The 2,453-nt window shown below is 72.4% G+C and carries 3 protein-coding genes and 1 pseudogene; all 4 read left to right on the top strand.

The annotated features are described in order from the left end of the window. Positions 1-266 (top strand): annotated as a pseudogene (locus I5I_RS07720) (pseudouridine synthase); the annotation flags it as partial. An 11-nt stretch (positions 267-277) separates the two neighbouring features. Further along, positions 278-1,399 carry a prephenate dehydrogenase gene (locus I5I_RS07725; RefSeq protein WP_036318238.1) on the top strand — a complete coding sequence of 374 codons (1,122 nt, stop codon included), beginning with the start codon at positions 278-280 and terminating at the stop codon, positions 1,397-1,399. Beyond that, the gene (cmk, locus tag I5I_RS07730) at positions 1,396-2,097 is read left to right on the top strand and encodes a (d)CMP kinase (protein WP_036318239.1); all 702 of its coding nucleotides are present in this window, start codon (positions 1,396-1,398) and stop codon (positions 2,095-2,097) included. Before I5I_RS07725 ends, cmk begins: the two co-directional genes overlap by 4 nt. Next, positions 2,087-2,453: GTPase (locus I5I_RS07735; RefSeq protein ID WP_036318240.1), on the top strand; the 367-nt coding region annotated here is incomplete at its 3' end. The genes cmk and I5I_RS07735, both read left to right, overlap by 11 nt.

The following is a 2,453-nucleotide window of genomic DNA, read 5'->3' on the forward strand; positions in this document are numbered from 1 at the left end:
ATCGCCGCCGACAGGCGCGCCTGCTCGACACGTCCGGGGGCACTTCCCTGGTCGAGCTCACGCTGCACTCCGGACGCAACCGCATCGTCCGGCGCATGATGGCCGCCGTCGGTCACCCCGTGCTCGACCTCGTACGGCGTCAGTTCGGGCCGCTCCACCTGGGAACCCTCCCGGCGGGGCGTGCCCGCGAGTTGACTACAGTGGAACGCGGCGCGCTGCTCACCGTGGCGCGCCAGGCGGCGCCCACGCCGCCCGGGGACAGCTGAGGCGGAGAACAGTGACCGAACAGGCCGTTGCCGATCTGCGCACCCGCGCGGCCCGCACCTCCGGCACGGTCCGGATCGTCGGTGCCGGGCTGCTCGGTGCCAGCATCGGCCATGCGTTGCGCGCGCTCGGCGTCGACGTCGCCCTCGCCGACGCGTCGCCCGCGCAGTTGCGGCTCGCGATCGACTACGGTGCCGGTCGTGCGGCACGTGACGACGACCGCCCGCTGCTGGTCGTCGTCGCCGTTCCGCCGGACGTGACGGCCGACGTCGTCGCCGACGAGCTGGCCGCATTCCCGGATGCCGTCGTGACCGATGTCGCCAGCGTCAAGCTCGACCCTCTGCACGAGCTCCGGGAGCGCGGCGTCGACCTCACGCACTACATCGGCTCGCACCCGATGGCGGGTCGTGAACGCGGCGGGGCCATCTCGGCGCGCGCGGACATCTTCGTGGGCCGTCCGTGGGTCGTCTGCCGCGATGCCGAGACTCCGACATCCGATCTGGCCCTCGTCGAGGGACTCGCCCTCGACCTCGGCGCGACTCCCATCGAGATGACGCCGGAAGAGCACGACCGCGCCGTCGCGCTCGTGTCGCACGTGCCGCAGCTGGTGGCATCGCTGCTGGCCGGGCGGTTCGTCGACGCCCCCGACGGCTCGCTGCGTCTGGCCGGGCAGGGCGTGCGCGACACCACGCGTATCGCGGCCTCGGCGCCCGAGCTGTGGGTGCAGATCCTGGGCGCCAACTCCGCCCCGGTCGTCGACGTGCTCGACGCACTCTCCGATGACCTGCGCGCCGTGGCCGACGCCCTCCGCGCCCCCGATGCCCCCGGCGCACGTCGCGCCGTCGCCGACACGATCCGTCGCGGCAATGACGGGGTGGAGCGTCTTCCCGGCAAGCACGGGCAGAACCGGCGATACGAGAGTCTCGTCGTCATGGTCGACGACACGCCGGGGCAGCTCGGACGCCTGTTCGGCGAGCTCGGCGAGCTCGGGGTCAACGTCGAAGACCTGCGCCTGGAGCATTCGCCCGGAGCGCAGTTCGGTCTGGCCGAGATCAGTGTCGACCCGACCATCGTCCGTCACGCCGAGGAGGGCCTTCTTGCACGCGGCTGGAAGATCGCGAGCCTGCCCTCATGACCGTCACCATCGCCATCGACGGGCCCGCCGGTTCGGGCAAGTCCAGCGTGTCCAAACAGGTCGCGCGCGCACGCGGCTACGGCTACCTCGACACCGGCGCCGCCTACCGTGCCCTCGCATGGCACGTGCTGGCGCGGGGGACGGGCGCTGCCTCCGACACGGCGGACGAAGCCGTCGTGGTGGCTGCGGCATCCGACTTCCCCTACGCCATCTCCCTCGACCCCGACGACTACTGGGTGCGGGTGGGAGAGACCGACGTCACCGCCGCGATCCGTGAGCCGCGGGTGACCGCCGCCGTCAGCGGCGTCGCGCGCGTTCCCGCCGTGCGTGCGCAGGTCAACGAGCTGTTCCGCCGGCTCGTCCGCGAGTCGGGCCGTCCCGGTGTCGTCGTCGAAGGCCGCGACATCACCACCGTCGTCGCCCCCGACGCGCCGGTGCGGATCCTCCTCACCGCCGCACCCGACGTGCGCGCCGCCCGGCGCAGCGCGGAGCTGTCCGGCGAAGACGCCGGCGCCGTCGCCGCGGCGCTGCACCGCCGGGATGCCGCCGACAGCGCCGTCGTCGACTTCCTCACCGCCGCCGACGGCGTGACGGTCGTCGATTCGACCGATCTCGATTTCGCTCAGACCGTGGAGGCCGTCCTCGACGTGATCTCTGCGGCTGTCCCCACCCCACAGGAGAACCACGATGGCCGCTGAAGACGAGTACGAGGCCGGTCCCGACCAGATCGAAGAGAAGCTCGCGAACCTCGACGAGGAGCTCGCCGAACAGCGGGCCGCCGCGCTGCGCGCGTCGCTCGCCGACTACGACCTGGACGAGGAGGACGACGACCTGCTCGCCGGCTTCACCGCCGGCGGCGAGGTCGTCGAGATGCTGCCCGCGCTGCCGGTCGTCGCGATCGTCGGACGGCCGAACGTCGGCAAGTCGGCGCTCGTGAACCGCATCCTCGGCCGGCGCGAAGCGGTCGTCGAGAACACGCCCCGGGTCACGCGCGACCGCGTCACCTACAAGGGCGAGTGGATGGATCGCCGCCTCTCGCTCGTCGAAACCGGGG

Source organism: Microbacterium sp. B24 (assembly GCF_000333415.1).
GTDB lineage: Bacteria > Actinomycetota > Actinomycetes > Actinomycetales > Microbacteriaceae > Microbacterium.